Genomic DNA, 16,505 nt, shown 5'->3' on the forward strand with positions numbered 1-16,505 from the left:
AGAGATTATGCGGTATTAGCCACCGTTTCCAGTGGTTATCCCCCTCTATCGGGCAGATCCCCATACATTACTCACCCGTCCGCCGCTCGTCAGCGGGAAGCAAGCTTCCCCTGTTACCGCTCGACTTGCATGTGTTAGGCCTGCCGCCAGCGTTCAATCTGAGCCATGATCAAACTCTTCAATTAAAAGTGTTTGATGCTCAAAGAATGTTTACTGTCGCCTGATTTCCGAAGAAACCAGATTACCTATTAGTTCATATATATGAATTAACGTGTTAGTCACTCTTCAAGACTTAAAATCAAATATTTTTTTGATAGTGTCCTGTGAGTGCCCACACAGATTGTCTGATAAATTGTTAAAGAGCGTTGCGACATTTCTTTTGGAAATTCGACTCAGTTTTTATTAACTTAGGTCGTTGTCGCGAGGTGGCGTATATTACGCTTTCCTCTGTGAGAGTCAAGCAATTTTTTGCTTTTTCTTTTCAGAATCTCTCGCTGCCGTTTCAGTGTTCATCGCGCTTTGCGTTGTCTTGTTCCCGGTCAGTGGATGCGCATTATAGGGGGTCTCAGAAATCTCGCAACCTTTTTTTTAAGATTTTTTGGCATTTTTAGTTCAACTGCTGCATTCCACAGCAAAACCCCCACTTATACTGAGTTATCCACGAAATTATCCACAGGCTAAAAATAATTTAAAATTTATCGCGCATTACGCAAACGTTTGCGTTACAATTAGCGCGAAATTTCAGCATTGATTTTATTTTTATGTTCTGAAATTGTTAGTGACTTATATATTGCTATTGAAGAAGCTTGCAAATTCCGCACTGCTTTTATAAATAGGTATATAAGAAGAGCACTCAGGCTTTCGCTAATTAGATATTGTTATTGCCTTATTTATTCAAATCCAAGGGATCTATCTCATGCAACTGCTTCGTCCTATTCGTCGTGCCCTGCTTAGTGTGTCTGATAAAACAGGGGTTGTTGAATTCGCTAAGGCGCTATCTCAACGTGGTGTTGAGCTTCTATCTACTGGTGGTACTGCAAAGTTACTAGCTGAATCAGGACTTAAAGTAACTGAAGTGTCAGATTACACAGGGTTCCCTGAAATGATGGATGGTCGGGTAAAAACATTGCACCCAAAAGTGCACGGAGGGATCTTAGGTCGCCGTGGCACTGATGATGCCATCATGCAATCCCATGATATTGCACCTATCGACATGGTAGTTGTGAATTTATATCCTTTTGCTCAAACAGTAGCAAAACCAAACTGCACACTTGAAGATGCTGTTGAGAACATCGATATCGGTGGTCCAACAATGGTACGCTCCGCAGCAAAAAACCATAAAGACGTTGCAATTGTGGTAAATAGTAATGATTACCAAACCATTATTGATGAAATGGATGGTCACGAAAACTCCCTTAATTGGTCAACACGCTTTGACCTTGCTATCAAAGCATTTGAGCATACAGCCGCTTATGACAGTATGATTGCTAATTACTTCGGTGAATTAGTTGCCCCTTATTATGGTGATACCACACAACCTTCTGGCCGTTTCCCTCGCACATTGAATCTAAATTTCATCAAAAAACAAGATATGCGTTATGGGGAAAATAGTCATCAAGATGCGGCGTTCTATATAGAAGAAAGCCCAAAAGAAGCGTCTATCGCGACTGCACAACAAATTCAAGGTAAAGCACTCTCTTATAATAATATTGCTGATACTGATGCAGCCCTTGAGTGCGTTAAGTCATTTGATGAGCCTGCGTGTGTGATCGTTAAGCATGCTAATCCTTGTGGTGTCGCAATTGGCAATAATATTCACACCGCTTATGACAAAGCGTTTAAAACTGACCCAACTTCTGCTTTTGGCGGTATCATCGCTTTTAACCGCCCATTAGATAAAGAAACTGCACAGGCAATTATTGAGCGCCAATTTGTTGAGGTGATTATCGCGCCTTCGATTGCTAAGGATGCACTGCCAATTCTTGAAACCAAACAAAATGTACGCGTACTTGAATGTGGCGAATGGAGTAAACCTGTTGCTGGCTTAGATTTTAAACGTGTCAACGGTGGTTTATTAGTCCAAGACCGCGATTTAGGTATGGTTGAAGCCGAAGAGTTACGCATAGTCACAAAGCGCCAACCAACTGAGCGTGAATTAAAAGATGCCTTATTCTGCTGGAAAGTCGCTAAGTTTGTGAAATCAAACGCCATCGTTTATGCCAAAAATGACATGACAGTGGGGATCGGTGCTGGTCAAATGAGCCGAGTATACTCAGCAAAAATTGCTGGGATCAAAGCTGCCGATGAAGGCTTAGAAGTTGCAGGTTGTGCAATGGCATCTGACGCATTCTTCCCATTCCGTGATGGTATTGATGCCGCTGCCGCTGTTGGAGTGACTTGTGTGATCCAACCTGGCGGGTCGATTCGCGATAATGAAGTCATTGATGCTGCAAATGAACATGGCATCGCAATGATTTTCACAAATATGCGTCATTTCCGTCACTAGTTATTAGGAGTTTAATAATGAATATATTAATTATTGGTGGCGGTGGTCGTGAACATGCTTTAGCGTGGAAAGCGGCTCAGTCTCCTCTAGCCGATAAAGTCTATGTGGCACCGGGTAATGCAGGTACCGCATTAGAACCAGCTATTGAGAACGTTAATATTTCTGCTACTGATATTGATGGATTACTACAATTTGCGAAAGATAATCAAATCGATTTAACCATTGTAGGTCCTGAGGCTCCTTTAGTTATTGGTGTTGTTGATACATTTACACAAGCTGGGCTAACTATTTTTGGTCCAACTCAAGGTGCTGCCCAACTTGAAGGCTCTAAGGCGTTTACTAAAGACTTTTTAGCTCGTCATCATATTCCAACCGCAGCATATGAGAACTTTACTGAAATAGAACCCGCTTTGGCTTACTTAGATAAAGTTGGTGCGCCAATCGTGATTAAAGCGGATGGGCTTGCGGCCGGCAAAGGCGTTATTGTTGCGATGACTCTGCAAGAAGCTAAAGATGCAGTACATGATATGTTGGCTGGCAATGCGTTTGGTGATGCAGGGCATCGGATCGTAATTGAAGAGTTTCTTGATGGTGAAGAAGCTAGTTTTATCGTGATGGTCGATGGTGAAAATGTCATCCCAATGGCAACAAGCCAAGACCACAAGCGTGTAGGTGACGGCGATACTGGCCCAAATACAGGCGGAATGGGCGCTTATTCCCCGGCTCCTGTTGTTACTGACCAAGTACATCAGCGCGTTATGGAACAAGTTATTTACCCAACAGTTAAAGGTATGGATAAAGAAGGAAACCGCTATCAAGGTTTTCTATACGCAGGTTTAATGATTGATAAAGCAGGAAACCCCAAAGTGATTGAATTTAACTGCCGCTTTGGTGACCCTGAAACTCAACCTATTATGATGCGTTTACAGTCAGACTTAGTCGCTCTATGCTTAGCGGGTGCAAAAGGTGAACTGGCAGGCAAAGATTCATTATGGGATGAGCGCCCGGCTTTAGGTGTTGTGATTGCTGCCGGCGGTTACCCAGGTGATTACCGCAATGGCGATATAATTTCTGGATTGCCAACCAGTGAAGCAGCTGATAGCAAGGTATTCCATGCTGGTACTCGCATGAAAGAAGGCGAAGTGGTTACTGCCGGTGGCCGTGTATTATGTGTTACCGCACTGGGTGATGATATTGAAAAAGCCCAAACAAAAGCATACGAGACAGCTAAAAACATTCACTGGAATGATAGCTTCTATCGTAGCGATATTGGCTACCGCGCTATCGCCCGTATTAAGTAATAGAACAAATAATAGAAACAAAAGACCATAAGCTGATAAGAGGAAACTTTTATCAGCTTTTTTATTGCTTATCTTTCTTTTTATTTCTTTCTATCTTTTTATTTTTTGAACTTGTTTTTGCCTTTTACCTTCACACCGCCAATGGCTCTAAGTATTTCGAATCACAGCAAAGCTGCAAGAGAGAGAATCTCTAGGAGCATACATAAGTATGTGACTAGGGTGAACGAACGTAGCAATGCAGCAGTGGTTCGAAAAACGACGAGCGGTTATTTATAAACTATCTCTAGAAGGTTGCCAGCGGCAAAAATCAGTATCCGCTACCATCAAAAGTTGTGTCCCCTCAGGAGACTCTAACCACGCTAAATTTAATTGTGAGTGCCAAATTTTTGCACGACTTTCTATCCAATTTTGTGCATAAGGTTCGAAAGTGACATCCCGAACCTCCCCTTCACAAGTTGTCACCTTCCCTTGCTGCCAATGCCCTTGATAAAGTTTTACATCGCCAACAATCAAAGCGGTATTAGTTTCAAGAATACGTTCAGCCTCAAAACGCCAACGCGCAATCTCATCTGTTGAAAGTGGGGTTTTACTATTTTGCTGGACACGCTGCATAAAAATAACTTCATCATTTTTATTAAAGCGTAATTGTTCCATGATATCGCCACTTTGTTGGTTTAGAACTTGGCTGCGGATCTGCCAGAGAGCACCTGAGCGATATTCAAAGAAATTAACGGAAGTCCCCGTACCTTTATAAGGACTATAAACGACCATTAAGACAAGAGGTTGGCTTTTTGCATCGTTGAGCCGCCACATACGAATGACGCCATCATCAGCAATAAAACCACTTGCGCTAAATTCAGGGAGTTTTGGCGCATTAGAAGAGCAGGCGCTTAGTATTGAGATGACTCCCAATACCAGCAACCCTTTTTGAATAAGCAAAAGGGGTAGTTGTTTACCCCTTCTGGCAATTCGTCTGTACAATGTACTTATTTTACTGCTTCTTTCAATGCTTTACCGGCAGAGAAAGCAGGTACAGTTGTTGCAGGAATTTGGATTTCTGCTTTAGTTTGTGGGTTGCGACCAGTACGAGCTGCACGATGGCTAACTTTAAAAGTACCGAAACCGACCAGTTGGACTTGCTCGCCTTTTTTCAGCGTTTCTGAAATAGCATTTAAAGTAGATTCTAATGCTGCTTTTGCCTGAACTTTGGTCAGGTCCGCTGATTCTGCGATAGCATCAACTAATTCAGTCTTATTCATAAATTATCCTTACACAGTGTGTTTATCGTTTGCAAAGCATCGAGTGCGTCGGATATGCCAAATTGACAGCCCCTGATACACGCCCCCGATAGCCACTTCTTCTTGCCCCTAAATGTAGACCAGAGTCGGGGCAAATGTGAAGCCTTAGTACTCAGCATTACTGCGCTAAGTCACGTTTTCGATAATGAAAACATGAATATTAGCTTAAAGTAATACCTATATTGCTCACCCCCGCTTCACGGAGGTCAGATTTTAATCCTTTAATTAACTCTAAGTCGCGCTCTTCACAAGCTGCCAGTAAACGGAAAATGTCCCACTGGATATCCCACTCTTCTTCTATAGCAGGTATGTCTTTGAGTTCTTCTTCTGTCATTTCCCGCCCTGCTTGAGTCATTTCGAGCATGGCAACTGTACGAATGGATGCTTCGCTAACCAATATTGCATGTTCGAGTGTTTCACCACTCAATTTTGAGTGAATGATTTCCCCTAATGCAATACAGGCATCAATAGCTGGATATACACCATACATATCGAAATCATCGGCTGTAGGGATAATTTCTTCTAATTTTTCTAACTGATTGTCGAAATTAACTTTGCTATCTTTGATAACCAATGTTTCCCATACTATATCGAGAATAGAGCGGTACACTTTGGCATCTGCAAATTCAGTTTGCTGACAAAACATTTGAAAGTTGGGATACATTCTTTCGCATAAGCTTGCCATAAATGTGACATGTTGCCAGCTTTCTAATTTTTCCAACCTCAAATGAATGGGATTTCTTAACATAATTTCTGACTCATCAATCTTAATACTTCGCAGTTTACCTGAAAATCTGTCAATGCCACATATTTTGCTGATAATTAGCTGATTTTCTCATTCATTCGCTTAAAAAACGTTCGATTTGATGCAATTCCATCAGCAAAACGGGTTGGTTCCGGCAATTTATATCCTCTTAGACACTGCTTAACCCATGTTAATGATGATGAAAAACCTATCTTATGACCTGGCGAAACATACAAGGGTTTGCAGCGTTTCTTGCTACGTAATACCCAACCTAATTGATTTTCACCCATCATTAATGGGCAACAACTTTCAGGCTCTTCACCTAATACAACATCATCACCACATAAACGGCTTTTGGCGACACCAATTGTTGCCACATTTGCTTGTAAGCCAAAGTGACAAGCAACACCAAAACGCCGAGGATGCGCAATCCCTTGGCCGTCAACTAAGACTAATTCAGGTTTGTGCTGTATTTTTCCCCAAGCCGCCATTAACCCAGGTACTTCCCGAAATGAAAGTAACCCCGGGATATAAGGCAATTGGGTAGGGACTCGCGCTATTTGGTACTCAACCAATTCTAATTGTGGCCACGATAAAACAACAATGACGGCTCTCGTGACTGTGCCTTGTTGCTCAAAACCCACATCTGCCCCACCAACCCATTTTGGATGCAACATTTCATCATGCAAAATAATTTGTGAAGCTTGGTCAGTTTGTTGTTGTCGTAATGATTGAGTATCTAGAACCATAATGCGTCCAATGCTTATCGAACTTAATTATTCTTAATCATAGATGATAATGGTGTACTTACAAGGTTCAATAAATACACCACAAATCAAGAACATCAATAAATGATAATTACTGATGGTATTGGCGAGAAAAACGGTGAACTGCGTCCACAAAAGCACCAGCGTGCTCAGGTGGAACATCTTGATGGATGCCATGACCTAAGTTGAATACATGACCCTCACCTTGGCCAAAGCCTGCAAGTATATTTTTCACCTCTTCTTCTATACGAGCAGGGGGAGCATAGAGCATTGATGGGTCCATATTTCCTTGCAGAGCGACCTTATCACCGACACGGCGACGAGCATCGGCAATTTCAGTTGTCCAATCTAGTCCTAAAGCATCGCAGCCTGTTGCCGCCATTTCTTCTAACCATTGACCGCCACCTTTGGTAAATAAGGTAACAGGCACACGGCGACCATCGTTTTCCCTGATCAACCCATCAATAATTTTTTGCATATAGTTTAGGGAGAACTGCAAATAATCACGCTTAGTGAGCACCCCACCCCAAGTATCAAAAATCATGATAGATTGCGCACCAGCTCGAATTTGCGCATTAAGGTATAAAATGACGCTGTCCGCCAGTTTATCCAATAATAAATGTAACGTATTTGGATCTTCATACATCATTTTTTTGATTTTGGTAAAGGCTTTGCTGCTACCACCTTCCACCATATAGGTCGCCAATGTCCAAGGGCTTCCTGAAAAACCAATTAGAGGTACATTACCTTCGAGGGCTTTACGGATGGCACGTACTGCGTCCATCACATAACCTAGTTCCATCTCAGGGTCAGGAATAGGAATATTTTTCACATCTGCCGCACAAGTAATGGGCTTGTGAAAACGAGGGCCTTCGCCAGTTTCAAAATAAAGGCCAAGCCCCATAGCATCGGGGATTGTTAAAATATCAGAAAATAAAATAGCCGCGTCTAATGGAAAACGACGTAATGGTTGTAACGTAACTTCACAAGCCAACTCTGTGTTCTTACACAAAGCAATAAAATCACCAGCTTCAGCACGTGTTGCTTTATATTCAGGCAGGTAACGCCCCGCTTGACGCATCATCCATACAGGGGTTACATCTACAGGCTGACGTAGCAAAGCACGTAGATAGCGGTCATTTTTTAACTCAGTCATTATTTACTCCATTATTATAAGTGGCCGCCGCAAATGGCTAAAAGCGAATATACCTATTGTAACATGTAAAAAGTAACATTATCAGCGCAGTACTATTTACTTATTTCATATTCCTGTTGGCGGCATAGCGCTACCGTGTCTTCAATCAAGCGCCTTGCAATTGTATCCCCCGGAGGGATAAGCGGTAATTCATTGTAATGATACCAATTTGCACTCACTAATTCTTTTGGATCAACTTGGATTTCACCACTTTCATAATCTGCTAAAAACCCCATCATTAATGAATGAGGAAAAGGCCATGGCTGCGAAGATACATAACGAATGTTTTTTATCTTTATATTACTTTCTTCCATGACTTCGCGGGCTACAGCTTCTTCTAATGTTTCTCCCACCTCAACAAAACCAGCAAGTACAGTAAATAATGGGTTTTGTGAGTGTCGTCGGTGCTGGGCTAAGAGAATATGATCATCACGGCGGATCCCGACAATAATGCAAGGCGCAATTTGTGGGTAATATCGCTCATGGCAATGGTCGCATAAGCACGCCCATTCGGTGCTACTATGGCGCATCGCGGTACCACAATATCCACAATAACGATGTGAGCGATAAAATTCAGCGAGTTGCACCCCGCGTCCGGCTAAACGAAATAACCCCTCATCTTGGGAAGCGACTAAGCGTGGAGAGGCCATATCCGATGGCATTTTTTCCGCAATTAACCAAACAATTTCACCTTGCCACTCACCAATTGGTGTCGCTATTTTTCCAATTAATGAATAGTCCTTAGCCGTTCCTCTAGGAATATCCCCACGAGGTAGCCATAAGCGACCAGCGAAACAGACGAACCACCAGCCACTTTCTGTTCCTACTAATGTTAATTTATCCATTTTTAGTATCTTTCGTTAATTTGTATATTGATAAAAACGAGACAATTATTCACACAATACACTTCTTTTAAAGAATGTCATTCAAACGTTTGTTTCATCTTTTTTCATCACTAATTTTGACACTTTTTAGACGAACCATTCCATAAAATGTCTAAAAAGTGTCACAAAAAGGTCAACTGTCTGTCACCTGTTAAAATTAGGATGCTAGGTAACCAATACGGCTCCTCAAGAGTGAGAACAAAGATGAAAGCAATTGTACCGGCAATTTTCCTATCACTAACAACCTCCAGCGTGGCATTTGCCTCAGATGCTAACCTAACAGAATTAATCAATGCCGCGAAAAAAGAAGGCCAAGTTTATAGTGTAGGCATGCCTGATACTTGGGCAAATTGGAAAGGCACTTGGCAGGATTTAGCTTCTCAATATGGTTTAAAACACCAAGATACCGATATGAGCTCGGCGCAAGAAATAGCGAAATTTGCTGCTGAGAAAAATAATGCCACTGCCGATATCGGTGATGTGGGCGCAACTTTTGGGCCAGTTGCGGTGTTAAAAGGGGTCACCCAACCCTATAAACCAACTACTTGGTCACAGATCCCCGATTGGGCAAAAGATAAAGATGGTCATTGGGCGTTGGCCTATACCGGCTCCATCGCTTTTATGATTAACAATGAGTTAGTCAAAGATGCACCAAAGAGCTGGGATGATTTGCTAAAAGGTAAATATAAAGTCACCGTTGGTGATGTCGGGATTGCTGCACAAGCAAATAATGCCGTTCTAGCTGCTGCATTTGCTCGTGGTGGTAACGAAAATAACCTAAAACCTGCCATTGAATTTTTTGCCGAACTGGCAAAACAAAAACGTCTATCCGTTAATGACCCAACCGTAGCTAATATTGAAAAAGGTGAAGTCGAAGTTGGGATCTTGTGGGACTTTAATGCCTTGAATTATCGTGATCAGATCAACCGCGATCGCTTTACTGTCGTGATCCCATCTGATGGTTCTGTGATTTCCGGCTACACCACTATTATTAATAAATACGCGAAAAACCCAAATGCAGCAAAACTAGCCCGTGAGTTTATTTTCAGTGATAAAGGGCAAATTAACCTTGCCGAAGGCTACGCTCGCCCAATTCGCGCACAATATCTAACTTTACCAGCAGATATTCAAGCTAAGTTACTACCAGAAGAACAATACAAAAATGTTCAGCCAATCAAAGATGCTGATGGTTGGGAAAAATCCTCTCGCAATTTACCGAAAATGTGGCAACAGCAAGTGCTAATCCACCAGCAGTAATCTAATCACTTGATTTTAGGAATAAAAGTCTGATGTCTGATAAAGTCATACTTGTTGTCCTAGACGGTTTAAATTATTCAGTAGCCCATCATTGCATGGGCTATCTCAATGGTCTTATCAAAGCCGACAGCGCAACACTATATAAGTTGGAATGCGAACTCCCTTCAATGTCCCGCCCACTGTACGAATGTATTTTAACGGGAGTTCCCCCCGTTAAAAGCGGTATTGTGAATAATGATATCGTACGGTTATCAAATTTCGATAGTATTTTCTCCCTCGCTCGTCTTGCTGGTAAAACTACGGCGGCAGCAGCTTATTACTGGGTTAGTGAACTATATAACCGAGCACCATTCGTTGCTGTTCGTGACCGCTTTACTCAAAATGAATTGCTACCTATTCAATATGGCTGTTTTTACCAAGCAGACCATTACCCTGATGACCACTTATTTATGGATGCCGAGTATCTTCGCAACCAATTTTCCCCTGATTTTTTATTAATTCACCCAATGAATATTGATGATACTGGGCATAAATTTGGTTTTGATTCTTCTCAATATCGCAATGCAGCACGTCATGCGGATATCATCCTGTCAAATTATATTCCCGAGTGGATCAAGCACGGTTATCAAATCCTCATTACTAGCGATCATGGTATGAATAACGACCGCAGCCATGGTGGTACGTTACCAGAAGAATGCTCAGTACCACTGTTTGTTATTGGTTCAAAATTTTCACACCAACCTTGTGATATAGAACAAACTGCCATCTGTGGCACTGTTTGCCGTTTACTTGGCGTGGACCCTATCGATAAATCAGTTTGTGAATCCCTATTACAAGGAGAAAATCATGGCTGATATTATCGCCCCCTGTGAGCAGGCTAACCAACAACAGGGAAAAATAGCCATGTTAAAAAAACGATTATCTCGTTTTCATTGGCATGCCTCACTATTACTACTGCCATTTATCATACTATTTTGCTTATTCCAGATAGCCCCTATGGTTTGGGTACTAGTGAATAGTTTTATTTATGAAGAAACTTGGTCACTAGGTAACTATCTCGAAGCCTTTAGTAATGACTTTTATCTGCAAGCTTTCGAAAATACCTTATGGCTTTCTGTCATTTGTAGCGTGATAGGCTTATTTATCGCCAGTATAACCGCCTTTTCCATCTATAAAATGCAGGGAAAAGTACGCCGGATTATGATTTCTTTCACCACTATGGCAAGTAACTTTAGTGGTGTCCCACTTGCCTTCGCCTTTATTATTATTCTGGGATTTAATGGCGCTATCACTCTACAACTTAAAGCATGGGGGATTATTGAAGACTTCAATATTTACAGTGCGAGTGGCTTGATGCTGCTGTATATCTATTTCCAAATCCCATTAGGTATTTTATTACTTTATCCTGCATTTGATGCTTTAAAACCTGAATGGGAAGATGCCGCAAAAACGATGGGCGCCAGTAAGCTAACATACTGGCTAAAAGTTGCGATTCCGGTGCTTTCTCCCGCTTTACTTGGCACATTTATTATTTTGATTGCGAACGCGATGGGGGCATATGCCAGTACTTATGCACTGACAAGTGGTAATTACAACCTTGTGACTATTCGTATCGCTAGTTTAGTCTCTGGCGATTTGTTCTTAGAACCCAATATGGCCGCTGCATTATCTATGTTGCTTATTACTATTTTGGGGTTCATTACTGCAATCCATCACTGGTTAATAAAACGGAGCTACCATGCAAAGTAACTCTGCTATTGGCTCTGCTAACATACATAATCCCCATTCCAAAATGTGGGTTCATAAACTGATATTAATTAGTGTTGCTAGTCTACTAGCCCTACCTATATTAGCGACTTTTCTTTACTCAATTGCCAGTTCATGGGGCGCAACGGTGCTACCCGATGCTCTATCCATAAAATGGTATCTGCAATTGTGGCAAGACCCGCGCTTTTTAATGGCGTTTGGTCGCTCACTCATTATTTGTTTTGGCACATTGCTAGTAAGTACGCTAGTCATTTTACCGATGACTTTCGCGGTATTTTATCGTTTTCCAAAACTCAAAGGTTTAATGGATTTATTGGTCATTTTACCTTTTGCTATTCCTCCCGTGGTGTCCTCTGTCGGTTTACTGCAAATTTTTGCGGATGAGCCATTTATGATAGTCGGCACACCGTGGGTCCTCATTGGTACCTATTTCACTATCACTTTACCTTTTATGTATCGGGCACTCGCCAATAGCTTCCAAGGTATTCATTTACATGACTTAATGGATGCGGCTCATTTACTTGGTGCCAGTAGTTTTAAAGCGTTCATGATGATAGTGCTACCTAATATTCGTAAAGGTATGTTGGTTTCATTATTAATTTCATTTTCTTTTTTAATGGGTGAGTTTGTGTTTGCCAATATTTTGGTGGGAACACGCTATGAAACCTTGCAAATCTACCTTTTCAATATGCGCCAAACGAGTGGGCATTTCACTTCTGCACTCGTGATGTCTTATTTTCTGTTTACATTATTGCTGACATGGTTAGCAATGCGGTTAAATCGTTCAGGAGATGAATGATGAGTTATGTTATTGCTGATAATTTAACGAAGTCCTTTGGTTCAAACAATGTATTTTCTGATATCCAATTTACGATTGAAAAAGGCGAGTTTATTACTTTATTAGGGCCTAGTGGCTGCGGGAAGTCGACACTGTTACGTTGCATTGCAGGGCTTGAACAGCTCAACCATGGTGAACTTTACATTAATCGTAAAAATGTTACACAACAAGCTGCACAACAGCGTGGTGTCGGAATGGTATTTCAAAGTTATGCTTTATTCCCCAATATGACTGTGGCTGAAAATATTTCGTTTGGTTTAAAAATGCGTAAGGTCGATAGTAACGATAGAGTCAAAGCCGTTGCTGAGGTAATTGAAATGGTGGAATTACAAGGCAAAGAACAGCAATATCCACATCAATTATCTGGAGGTCAGCGCCAACGCGTTGCCTTAGCGAGAGCCTTGGTCATGAAGCCTCAAATTTTGTTACTTGATGAGCCATTATCTGCACTTGATGCACGTATTCGTAAGCGTTTACGCCAACAAATTCGCCATATTCAGCGTGAATTAGGTTTAACCACCATTTTTGTTACCCACGATCAAGATGAAGCCATGATCATGTCAGACCGAATTTTTCTGATGAATAAAGGGCAAATAGTACAAAGTGATAGCGCAGAAAATATTTATACTCAGCCAGCTAACGAGTTTGTTGCGCGCTTTATGGGTCATTACAACCTTGTTGATTCGGAAAAAGCAAATGCAATACTAGGCCTTAACTTGCAAGGGTTACTCGCGATTCGACCTGAGTCGATTTATGTCAAAGAATCGGGTCGTCAATACGGTGAACATATATCGCACCCTGTTGATGCTATTATTGTAGATCACCAATTACTGGGGAATATTATTCGTTATAATGTAAATACGCCTGTCGGGGTCATGACAGTCGATTTACTCAATCGCTCATCAGAGCGTTTATTCGAGCCAGGTACTCACCTTGAATTAATGTTTAATAAAAACGAAATTCGCGCACTTAGCTAATAATTAGATAGGAATATAATGCAAAACCAATTAGCCATTTTCGACTTGGATGATACCTTAATTCAAGGAGATAGCAGCGTACTGTGGACACAATATCTGTGGGATAAGCAAATTATCCGCGACCCACAATTTGTAGAAGCAGATAAAGCCATGATGGCGCAATATAATGCAGGCACATTAGATATGCCAACTTACTTACGCTTTAACCTACAAACTCTCGCCAATGTAAAAGTTGAGCAAGTAGATATCTGGTTGGACGATTTTGTACAAACCGTGATTTTACCGCGGATCTACCCTGAAGCGATTAGAACGATCGCAAATTATCGAGCGAAAGGTTTTCCAATTATTGTAATCTCCGCAACGGTGGCCTTTATCGTGAAAAAAATTGCAGATCAATTAAATGCAGATGTCGCAATGGGGATCGATATCAAACAAAAAGATGGCTGCTACACCAGAGAGATTGACGGCGTTCCAACCTTTAAAGAGGGCAAAGTCAAACGCCTGTTAGCTTGGGTTCGCCACCAGCCAATTACTGATGCCTACATTTATTTCTATACTGACTCAGCTAATGACCTGCCAATGTGCCAATTTGCTGACGAAACCTTTATCGTCAACGGTGACTCTCGTTTGCAACAAGCTGCTACGGAATATAACTGGCCACAATATACTTGGCACTTATGACTTATAAAAAATAACCCCTTGGGAATAGTGTTAGAGACTCTAAAATATAACGAGTATGATATGCAGACTGTACAACTTTCATTTTACTCACACTATTTCCTGTATCAGATCAGAATCTAATTACAGAAAATTTGTTCTGCCTTTTCGAAAGAAATAGCTTTTCCGCTAATAGACAATGTCCTCCTATTCACAATACCCATTGAGGACAAAATGCCAAATATTAACAACACTCACTTACTACATGCCAATACTGACTATATTATTACATTAGCGCAGGCAGATACTGATGATGGTATTAAGAATTTTTTTATTGATAACCATACAAATACGGCTTATCAATTAGTTTCATTGAAAAACCGTGAAATCCAGTTTCATCAAACAGCCCCATCAATATTAGATATCTTAAAAAAAAATGGTTCTCTTCTAGCAAACAGGATGGTTCACGTTAACCTTTCAGAATTAATTCAAGGTATTAATTTAACGGGTAATTCAAGCTTAACTACAAACCCAAATTTCACGAAATTAATTCTTAGCCAATATAATACTGTTATTACACAGCCCAATAGATTCAAAGCTATCTCTGAATTAAGTCAAGTTGAAAAAAACCAATACCAACAACTCACAAGATCAACTGATACCGCACAACTCCGAGCCGCTTTACTCTCGCTCATTGATGATGAGGTAAAAGGTGAGCTGAATATAATGGCCAAAGAATGGGGGATGTATGGCATGTCTGCTTGTGAAGTTGATAAGAAAAGCTATGCCCTATTCAAGGAATTCTATGACGAAAAAATGAAGGAACATGCCGTCTGTAAGGATGACTACAAAAAACTCGACTTTGCTACCCAAAACATCAAAACCGCCATTACAGACCCCCGCTGCCTTAATGCTAAATTAACCCCACTTCAAATATTCAAAGCAGCCTATCAGTTAGGTGATATTCCTGCCGTTTCTAACTTTCGTTTTATGTTCAACCCTGCAAGTAAAGACGATGGCAAATACCGCGAGTGGATGTATCACTTTGATAATAGTAATTATGCTGCTGAATTTAAGCTGATCACCACGCGCACTGCAAATAGCCTTGAAGCAAATACCGAACAATGCTTAGCCGCATTTCCATATGATACAGAAAGTACAATCCGCTTTACGAAAAACGAAGCCGCCACCAAATTCCCAACAATGGACAACCTACAGCATGAGTTTAGCCATGTTCCAGGTGCGCACTATACTGTTATTCGCAACCCCAATAATACAACACCGATTGAAACTGGCATTCGCACTGAAATGATTGTCCACCACCGTTCTGCTAGCGGTCAAAATGAAACCCAATCACGAGATGCTGAATTGATGACATTTCATGGTACAGAACGCTGCCAACCTTTTCTTTCAATACAAGAGCTTGCGAGTGCACCACACCTGACATCACTACAACGCTTTGTATTAGGTGGATTCATTGATACTGACCCCAACGAATTTATTGACAAGTTAAGGGAGGAGAAAGAGACCTTAAATGCACAAGTCAAACAAAGCATTCAACATCAGCATTTCGTCCCTTTAGATAACATTACTGTTGCTAAATTCAGTGAACAAGGCATACAAGTCACTAATCAATCATTATTTAATAAACAAGTGTCAACCTATGATAATTTACCCGAAGTATTAGATAAAATTCCCAAACTGAAACTTGACCACCCATTAACTGAGCAACAAAAAACGGTTCTCGCGATAGTCCCTTTGCTAATGAATTACGACCAAAATGCAGAACTGAAACCTGACTGTTCTGAAAATAAAGCGTTTCCCGCAAGAACACAGCTAAGAGAGCGCACTAAAGAAGCTTTTACAAAACCGCTCCTACGTGACCTACCTAATATAACGTTTCACGATCCCGCCGATCACTTAATCGCGAATCAACATATTATTCAGTTGGCCAAAGATATTCAGCAGTTTTACCAAGATGTGGTTCAATCCCTGACGATATCCAATACCGAGCCAAAACAAATTGCCTTATATGAAAGCCGAGCGGCACTAGCGGAAGAATATATCGGCCAGTTTGATAAACGAGCGACATACCCTGAGACTCATCAGGTATTAGCATTATTTACTTATTATATGATTGAAGATTTAAAATCAGATTCTGAGCTTCAACGTAACAACCAAGCGCTATTCCATAAAATTGAAGCCCAACAGCGCCCTTTATTACAACATTTTGCCAGTCACCGCTTACTCAACGACATGCTCTCGGATGGCTAATGCAAGTCAAGCCCTCAGCCGACCCAATGATGTAATATA

At 41.1% G+C, this 16,505-nt stretch carries 15 protein-coding genes and 1 rRNA gene; 9 read left to right on the forward strand and 7 right to left on the reverse strand.

The features are described from left to right. Nucleotides 1–185, reverse strand: a 16S ribosomal RNA gene (locus ACPEH5_RS08710); the annotation flags it as partial. 731 nt (nucleotides 186–916) lie between these two features. Between ACPEH5_RS08710 and purH the strand changes: the two genes are divergently transcribed. After that, nucleotides 917–2,506, forward strand: a complete 1,590-nt coding sequence (gene purH / locus ACPEH5_RS08715) for a bifunctional phosphoribosylaminoimidazolecarboxamide formyltransferase/IMP cyclohydrolase (RefSeq protein WP_042849013.1) — start codon at nucleotides 917–919, stop codon at nucleotides 2,504–2,506. Nucleotides 2,507–2,523: 17 nt separating this feature from the next. Then, nucleotides 2,524–3,807, forward strand: a complete 1,284-nt coding sequence (purD, locus tag ACPEH5_RS08720) for a phosphoribosylamine--glycine ligase (RefSeq protein WP_042849014.1) — start codon at nucleotides 2,524–2,526, stop codon at nucleotides 3,805–3,807. A 270-nt stretch (nucleotides 3,808–4,077) separates the two neighbouring features. Here purD and ACPEH5_RS08725 read toward each other — a convergent pair whose 3' ends face one another. From ACPEH5_RS08725 to nudC, 6 genes are all read right to left on the reverse strand, one after another. After that, on the reverse strand, nucleotides 4,078–4,719 hold the full coding sequence (locus ACPEH5_RS08725) for a DUF1481 domain-containing protein (RefSeq protein WP_306804129.1): 642 nt from the start codon (nucleotides 4,717–4,719) through the stop codon (nucleotides 4,078–4,080). Between the two features lie 74 nt (nucleotides 4,720–4,793). Then, entirely contained in the window at nucleotides 4,794–5,066 is a 273-nt protein-coding gene (locus tag ACPEH5_RS08730) for an HU family DNA-binding protein (RefSeq protein ID WP_004264522.1), read from the reverse strand. A 199-nt stretch (nucleotides 5,067–5,265) separates the two neighbouring features. Beyond that, nucleotides 5,266–5,853: a YjaG family protein gene (locus tag ACPEH5_RS08735; RefSeq protein ID WP_042849016.1), complete on the reverse strand. Its 588-nt coding sequence runs from the start codon at nucleotides 5,851–5,853 to the stop codon at nucleotides 5,266–5,268. Nucleotides 5,854–5,927: 74 nt separating this feature from the next. After that, nucleotides 5,928–6,599 (reverse strand): deoxyribonuclease V, encoded by a 672-nt coding sequence (gene nfi, locus ACPEH5_RS08740; RefSeq protein WP_048605386.1) that lies wholly within the window; start codon nucleotides 6,597–6,599, stop codon nucleotides 5,928–5,930. 109 nt (nucleotides 6,600–6,708) lie between these two features. Next, a complete protein-coding gene (gene hemE / locus ACPEH5_RS08745) occupies nucleotides 6,709–7,773 on the reverse strand; it encodes a uroporphyrinogen decarboxylase (RefSeq protein ID WP_042849018.1) in 1,065 nt (354 codons plus the stop codon). A gap of 92 nt (nucleotides 7,774–7,865) precedes the next feature. After that, nucleotides 7,866–8,657 (reverse strand): NAD(+) diphosphatase, encoded by a 792-nt coding sequence (nudC, locus tag ACPEH5_RS08750; protein WP_042849020.1) that lies wholly within the window; start codon nucleotides 8,655–8,657, stop codon nucleotides 7,866–7,868. Nucleotides 8,658–8,900: 243 nt separating this feature from the next. On the opposite strand from nudC, the gene ACPEH5_RS08755 reads away from it, so the two are divergent. From ACPEH5_RS08755 to ACPEH5_RS08785, 7 genes are all read left to right on the forward strand, one after another. After that, nucleotides 8,901–9,953, forward strand: a complete 1,053-nt coding sequence (locus ACPEH5_RS08755) for an ABC transporter substrate-binding protein (RefSeq protein WP_042849021.1) — start codon at nucleotides 8,901–8,903, stop codon at nucleotides 9,951–9,953. 32 nt (nucleotides 9,954–9,985) lie between these two features. Then, nucleotides 9,986–10,807, forward strand: a complete 822-nt coding sequence (locus tag ACPEH5_RS08760) for an alkaline phosphatase family protein (RefSeq protein WP_042849022.1) — start codon at nucleotides 9,986–9,988, stop codon at nucleotides 10,805–10,807. After that, nucleotides 10,800–11,702: an ABC transporter permease gene (locus ACPEH5_RS08765; RefSeq protein ID WP_042849023.1), complete on the forward strand. Its 903-nt coding sequence runs from the start codon at nucleotides 10,800–10,802 to the stop codon at nucleotides 11,700–11,702. The genes ACPEH5_RS08760 and ACPEH5_RS08765 overlap by 8 nt, the downstream gene beginning before the upstream one ends. A 43-nt stretch (nucleotides 11,703–11,745) precedes the next feature. Beyond that, the gene (locus ACPEH5_RS08770; RefSeq protein WP_094301225.1) at nucleotides 11,746–12,519 is read left to right on the forward strand and encodes an ABC transporter permease; all 774 of its coding nucleotides are present in this window, start codon (nucleotides 11,746–11,748) and stop codon (nucleotides 12,517–12,519) included. After that, nucleotides 12,519–13,535, forward strand: a complete 1,017-nt coding sequence (locus ACPEH5_RS08775; RefSeq protein WP_042849026.1) for an ABC transporter ATP-binding protein — start codon at nucleotides 12,519–12,521, stop codon at nucleotides 13,533–13,535. The genes ACPEH5_RS08770 and ACPEH5_RS08775 overlap by 1 nt, the downstream gene beginning before the upstream one ends. Nucleotides 13,536–13,553: 18 nt before the next feature. Further along, nucleotides 13,554–14,216 (forward strand): HAD family hydrolase, encoded by a 663-nt coding sequence (locus ACPEH5_RS08780; protein ID WP_166686809.1) that lies wholly within the window; start codon nucleotides 13,554–13,556, stop codon nucleotides 14,214–14,216. A 210-nt stretch (nucleotides 14,217–14,426) separates the two neighbouring features. Continuing rightward, nucleotides 14,427–16,466, forward strand: coding sequence for a hypothetical protein (locus tag ACPEH5_RS08785; protein WP_166686808.1), 2,040 nt, complete (start codon nucleotides 14,427–14,429; stop codon nucleotides 16,464–16,466). The last annotated feature ends 39 nt before the right edge of the window (nucleotides 16,467–16,505 follow it).

This window comes from Providencia sp. NPDC089933 (assembly GCF_049545585.1).
GTDB lineage: Bacteria > Pseudomonadota > Gammaproteobacteria > Enterobacterales > Enterobacteriaceae > Providencia > Providencia huashanensis.